Annotated in this window: 8 protein-coding genes; 5 read left to right on the top strand and 3 right to left on the bottom strand. The window is 77.8% G+C overall.

Annotated features, from left to right (window positions below; all coding sequences use genetic code 11):
• Positions 1–263 (bottom strand): DUF4184 family protein (locus G6556_RS16680; protein ID WP_166943947.1); only part of this gene is annotated, 263 nt, incomplete at its 3' end.
• Between the two features lie 178 nt (positions 264–441).
• Between G6556_RS16680 and G6556_RS16675 the strand changes: the two genes are divergently transcribed.
• The 3 genes from G6556_RS16675 (at position 442) to G6556_RS16665 (ending at position 2,728) form a co-directional block, all read left to right on the top strand.
• Positions 442–1,032 (top strand): VanZ family protein, encoded by a 591-nt coding sequence (locus G6556_RS16675; RefSeq protein ID WP_166943945.1) that lies wholly within the window; start codon positions 442–444, stop codon positions 1,030–1,032.
• A gap of 70 nt (positions 1,033–1,102) precedes the next feature.
• Positions 1,103–2,056 (top strand): prolyl aminopeptidase, encoded by a 954-nt coding sequence (gene pip / locus G6556_RS16670; protein WP_346774957.1) that lies wholly within the window; start codon positions 1,103–1,105, stop codon positions 2,054–2,056.
• Between the two features lie 90 nt (positions 2,057–2,146).
• On the top strand, positions 2,147–2,728 hold the full coding sequence (locus G6556_RS16665; protein WP_166943941.1) for a dihydrofolate reductase family protein: 582 nt from the start codon (positions 2,147–2,149) through the stop codon (positions 2,726–2,728).
• Between the two features lie 85 nt (positions 2,729–2,813).
• On the opposite strand, the gene G6556_RS16660 is transcribed toward G6556_RS16665, so the two are convergent.
• Together G6556_RS16660 and G6556_RS16655 are read right to left on the bottom strand one after the other, a co-directional pair.
• On the bottom strand, positions 2,814–2,984 hold the full coding sequence (locus G6556_RS16660; RefSeq protein WP_166943939.1) for a DUF1059 domain-containing protein: 171 nt from the start codon (positions 2,982–2,984) through the stop codon (positions 2,814–2,816).
• Between the two features lie 59 nt (positions 2,985–3,043).
• Entirely contained in the window at positions 3,044–4,054 is a 1,011-nt protein-coding gene (locus tag G6556_RS16655) for an EAL domain-containing protein (RefSeq protein WP_277344791.1), read from the bottom strand.
• Positions 4,055–4,368: 314 nt separating this feature from the next.
• Here G6556_RS16655 and G6556_RS19755 point away from each other — a divergent pair, with 314 nt between their 5' ends.
• Positions 4,369–5,292: a hypothetical protein gene (locus tag G6556_RS19755; protein WP_166943935.1), complete on the top strand. Its 924-nt coding sequence runs from the start codon at positions 4,369–4,371 to the stop codon at positions 5,290–5,292.
• On the top strand, positions 5,289–5,537 hold a 249-nt coding region (locus G6556_RS19750; RefSeq protein ID WP_166943933.1), incomplete at its 3' end, for a GntR family transcriptional regulator. The genes G6556_RS19755 and G6556_RS19750, both read left to right, overlap by 4 nt.

Genomic DNA, 5,537 nt, shown 5'->3' with positions numbered 1-5,537 from the left:
ACCAGGGTCCGCAGCGGAGCCCGGACGAACCACCACAGCCCGAGCAGCGCCGCGGCCGTGGGCACCGCCACGGCGAGCGCACCCGGCCACGCGTGCGTCGTCGTGGCGTTCACGAACGGCTCGTACCAGGACCCCGCGGACCGCGGCACCGGCAGGAAGTACGGGACGTCGGGGGCGAGCGCACCGGCGACCAGGGCGGCGGGCACCAGCGGACGCCGGGCGAACGGGAGCACCGCGGCGGGGTGGGCGAGCGTGAAGGGCACCGCAGCAGCCTGCCCGCTGGCCGGAAGCCCGTCGTCCACCCGGGGTGGGACCGGCGACGGTGCTGCTCAGGCCGCCGTCCGACCCCGGGTGGACGCCGACGGCGCGGGCGGCGTGCCACCGTGTCGGAGGGCCGGCGCCGCCGGCCCGGCCCGTCCCCGAGCAGGAAGAGCAGCGCCCGTGTTCCGCCAGGTCCCCGTCCTCCCCGTCGTCCTCCCCCTGGCGGCCGCCGCGCTCGCCGCGCTGCTCTGGTCGTTGCACCGCCGGGCCCGGCTGACCGCGCCGCGCGCGCTCGTCGCGCTGGCGCTGTGCGTGTACCTGGCCGGCATCGTCGCGAACACGGTGTTCCCGATCTTCCTGGACAAGCCCGCGCGGCCCGGCACGTGGGCCGGTCAGGTCGTGCTGGTCCCGTTCGCCGACTACGAGCTCGCGGACGCGGTGCTGAACGTGGCGGTGTTCGTGCCGTTGGGGGTACTGCTGGCGCTGGTCCTCCGGCGGTCGTCGTGGTGGCGGCCCGTCGCCGCGGCCGCCGGCGTCAGCCTCGCGATCGAGGTGGTCCAGCTGCTCACCAACCACGTCCTCGGCAGCGGGCACGTCGCGGACGTGAGCGACCTGCTCTCCAACGTCGTCGGCGGGGCGGTCGGCGTCGCCCTGCTCGCCGCCGCCTCCCGGGTCCCGTGGGCGCGCAGCCGGGTCGACCGGTTCCGCTGGGACGGCGGCCCGGGCGACGCGGCGGACGTCGCGCCCGTCCTGGAGCACGTCGGACGCTGACCCGGACGACCCGGACGACCCGGAGCGGAACGGGTCCCGCGCCCGCGTCCGTGCTCGTACCGTGGGCCGGGTGCACCCGCCCGTCGAACCGTCCGCCTCCGGCCTGCTCGACCGTCCCGGCGGTGCCCGGCTGTTCTGGGAGGAGTCCGGCGACCCGGCCGGCCGCCCCGCCCTCTACCTGCACGGCGGGCCCGGGAGCGGGCTCGGCAGCGGGGGCTACCGCCGGCGGTTCGACCCGGCGCGGTACCGCGTCGTCGGCCTGGACCAGCGCGGCTGCGGCCGCAGCACGCCGTGGGCGGTCGACGACCTGGCGCACCTGGACTCGATCACCACCGGCGCCCTGATCGAGGACCTCGAGGCGCTGCGCGCCCATCTCGGCATCGACGCGTGGCTGGTGCACGGCGTCTCGTGGGGGTCCACGCTGGCCCTCGCGTACGCGCTGGCGCACCCGGACCGCGTGACCGCGCTGGTGCTGACCGCGGTCACCACGGGAGGGCGCGAGGAGATCGACTGGATCACCGAGGGCGTGGGGCGGGTGTTCCCGGAGGCGTGGGACCGGTTCGCCGCCGTCGTCCCCGAAGGCGTACGCCCGGTCGAGCACTACGCGCGCCTGCTGCGGGACCCGGACCCCGCGGTGCGCGCGGACGCCGCGGACGCGTGGGACGTCTGGGAGTCGACGCACGTCTCACTGGACCCCGGGTGGGTGCCCGGACCCCTGCACGAGGACCTTCGGGAGCGCGCGAACTTCGCGACGCTCGTCACGCACTTCTGGGCGCACGACTGCTTCCTGCCCGGCGACGAGGCGGTGCTGCCCCGCGCGGAGCGCCTCGCGGCGATCCCCGGGGTCCTCGTCCACGGGCGCCGGGACATCAGCGGGCCGGCGATCACCCCGTGGCGGCTGCACCGGGCGTGGCCGGGGAGCGAGCTGCACGTCGTCGAGTCCGAGGGGCACGGGGGCGCCGAGGAGATGGAGCTGACCCGCCGCGCGCTCGACGTGCTGGCCGGGCAGCGACCGGCGGGCTAGCGGCGCACGCACCGGTCGCGCCCCGCCGCACACCCGCCGCATCCCGCCGCATCCTCGCCCGCCGCACCCCGCCGGGCCTACCCTCGGCGGGTGCTGATCTACTCGATGAGCGTCACCCTGGACGGCTACGTCACCGACCGGGCCGGCTCGTTCGGGTGGAGCGCGCCCAGCGAGGAGCAGTTCCGGTTCAGCCTCGCGCAGATCGGCGAGCTCGGCGCGTACCTCTGCGGCCGGCGGCTCTACGAGACCATGCTGCCGTGGGAGACGGACCCGCTGATGCGTCGCACCGCGCTCGGCGACGCGTTCGCCGACGTGTGGGCCGCACTGCCCAAGGTGGTGTTCAGCCGCACGCTCGACCGGGTCGAGGGCAACGCCCGGCTCGCGACGCGGCCCGTGCCGGCCGAGGTCGCCGCGGCCGTCGCCGGGACGGACCGGGACGTGTCGGTGGGCGGCGCGGACCTCGCCGCGCAGGTGATCGCGCTCGGCCTGCTGGACGAGGTGCGGGCGTTCCGCAACCCGCTGGTGGCCGGCGGCGGCACGCCCTTCCTCCGGCCGGTCGAGGAGCCGGTCCCCCTCGAGCTCGTGGACACGCGCACCTTCGCGGGGCGCGTCGTCTACGAGCGGTACCGCGTGCTGCGGCCCGCGCAGGACCCCGCCGTCCGCCCCGCCTGAGGGCCGCCGGACCCGACGAGCCGCGCGCGCTCGGCCCGGTCCGCGACGACGCGGACCGGGCCGGGCGGCACCGGCCTCCGCAGGCTCAGGCCGGGACCATCGCCCCGCGGACCTGCACCACGAGCTCGTCCGGGATGTCCGTCAGACCGTGGTCGTGCTGGGCGTGCTGGGCGACCTGCGCGAGGATCTCGTCCTCGGTGCCGGTGAACGCGCGGGCGCAGCCCGGGACGACGTCCCCGCAGCGGAATGCCTTCATGGTGGTTCCTCTTCCTGGGTCTCGGGCCCCGGGCGGGGTCCCTCGGTGGTCGGCGCCGGTCAGGCGCCGGGTGAGTCGCAGAGCGCGAGCAGCAGCGCGTCGAGCGGCACGGTGCCCACGACCGCGCCGTTCCCGTCGGTGCACACCAGCGGGTCCCACCGGCGGGCCTGGGGCCGGAGCATCGCCCGGCGCGCGACCTCGGTGAGCGACGCGCTCGGGGCGACGGTCATCGCCGGCACCCACCGGCCGCCGCCGTCGCGCACCTCCGCCACCCGGCCGTCGCCCGCCAGCAGCACGTCGTCCCGGTCCCGGTCCCCGCCGGCGCGCACCGGACGGACCACGCTGGCGACGTGGTCGGTGAGCGAGGCACGCGACGCCGCGGCGCGGATGTGCGCGGCGTCCTCCTCGGGCAGGGCGGCGAGCATGGTCGCCTGCGGCCGGCCGAGCGCCCAGCCCTGGCCGAGCGGCACGCCGAGCCCGATCAGCGCCTCCAGCTCGGCGCGGGTCTCGACGCCCTCGGCGAGGATCCAGCCGTCCATCCGGCCGACCAGGTCGCCGAACACCTCGACGAGCGCGCGCTTCACCGGGTCCGCGTCGATCCCGGTCACCAGCGCACGGTCGAGCTTGACGACGTCGGGCCGCAGGGCGAGCAGCAGCTCGAGCCCGGCGTAGCCGGTGCCGGCGTCGTCCATCGCCACCAGCGCACCCGCCGACCGGGCGCGGTCGAGGACCGCCATGGCCCGGCCGGCGGCGTCGACCTGCGTGTGCTCGGTCAGCTCGAGGACGACGCGGGACAGGTCGGCGTGCTGCAGCAGCGCGTCCGCGACCAGGTCGTCCGCGAGCAGGTGGGGGTCGACGTTCACGGTGAGGAACGTGCTCGGCGGCAGGTCGGCGCGGGCCGCGACCGCCTTCTCCAGCACGCGGGCCTGGAGCGCGGGGTTCGCGCCCCAGCGGTGCGCGGCCGCGAACCAGACGTCCGGGGTCGCGCGCCACGGCCCGTCGAACCGCGACAGCAGCTCGTACCCGGCGACGAGGCCGGTCGTGAGCTCCACGATCGGCTGCGCGTGCAGCGCGTGGCCGGCGGGCTCGTCGAGGACGGCGCGCAGGGCGTCCCGCCAGCGGGGGTCGTCGGCAGGAGGGACCGACGGCTCGGTGTCGATGACGGCCTCCTCTCAGGCCACGCGCGGGCGGGGCGGCGGCGGCCGGCCCGGGAGGTCGACCGTACGGGGAGCATCGGTCCGCTGAGCCGCTCCCCGCTGCGCCGACCAGCCGTTTCACCCCCTGCGCACCCGGGTTCACCCGGCCTCGGGCGCCCTCGCGGTCCTGGATGACACGCCAGCCGCTCTGCTTCAATGCATCAACGCATTGACTCATTGGAGGCTCCGTGGCCCTGCTGGTGCTCCTCGTCCCGCTCGTCCTCGCCGCCGGGGCGGTCGTGCTCGTGGCGCACCTGGTCGCCGCCCGGCGCGGCGGCCCCGCGCCCGCGGCGCCCGCCGTCGCGCTCGCCGCCCGGCGGCACGAGACGCTCGTCTCGGTCGTCGCCGCACTGGTCAGCGCGGGCGCCACCGTCGGGTTCCTCATGCTGCCGTCCCTGCCGCTCTCCCCCGTCGGCGGGCTCCGGGGCACCGGCTACGCGCTCGGTGCCGCCACCGCGCCCTACCTCGGCGCGGTCGTCCTCTGCGTCGTCCGGGCGGTCGGCGAGCGCACCTGGCCCCGGCCGCGCGGCGCGGTGCGCACCGCCCCGCTCACCCGCCGGACGCTCGCGAGCACCGGCGGGTGGCGGCTCGTCGTGCTGGCGGCGACGGTCGGCACCGGGCTCCTCGCCGTCCTCCTCTACGGCGCGACCGCGACACCCGACGGCCAGCGGGTCGCCCGCGCGGTCGTGGAGCGCGGGGACCTCGTCGCCTGGGGCGCGGCGGGCCCGTACCCGGGCTGGCACTACGGGGGTCCGATCGCGGCCGGGCTGGCCGCCGTCGCGGTGGCGGCGCTGCTGTCGCTGCGCGTCGTGACCCGGCGCCCGCCGCTCCCGCTGGTGCCGCCCGAGCACGACGACGCCGTGCGCCGCCTCGCCGCCGCGCGCCTGCTCGCCGGGGCCCAGCTGTGGGCCGGCGCGGGCGTCGGCCTGACGATGCTGTTCGCCGCCCTGGCGCTGCGCTCGACCGACCACCTCCTCGGCGCCGCGCTCTCCGGCCTGGTCGGCGCGGTCGCCCTGCTGGGCTCGATCGTCCTCGCGGCGACCGCGGTCCCGGCACCGCGGCCGGAGCGCCGGGACACCCGCCCGGCGCCGCTGCGCGGGGTCGCCGCGTGACCGAGCTCCGCGTTGACCTCGCCGCCGCGACGCCGGTCTACGAGCAGATCCGCGCGCAGCTCGCCGCACTGGTGGCGGTCGGCGCGCTCGGCCCGGGCGAGCGGCTGCCCGCCTCCCGCGACCTCGCGCGCGACCTCGGCGTCGCCGTCGGCACCGTGCAGCGCGCGTACCGGGAGCTGGAGGCCGCCGGCGTGGTGCACTCCCGACGGCGCACCGGCACCGTGGTCACCGACGACGCCCCCCGG

The organism is Cellulomonas sp. IC4_254 (assembly GCF_011603975.1).
GTDB lineage: Bacteria > Actinomycetota > Actinomycetes > Actinomycetales > Cellulomonadaceae > Cellulomonas.
The sequence above is the reverse complement of the archived record's forward strand: the minus strand, read 5'-3'. Positions and strand labels throughout refer to the sequence as shown.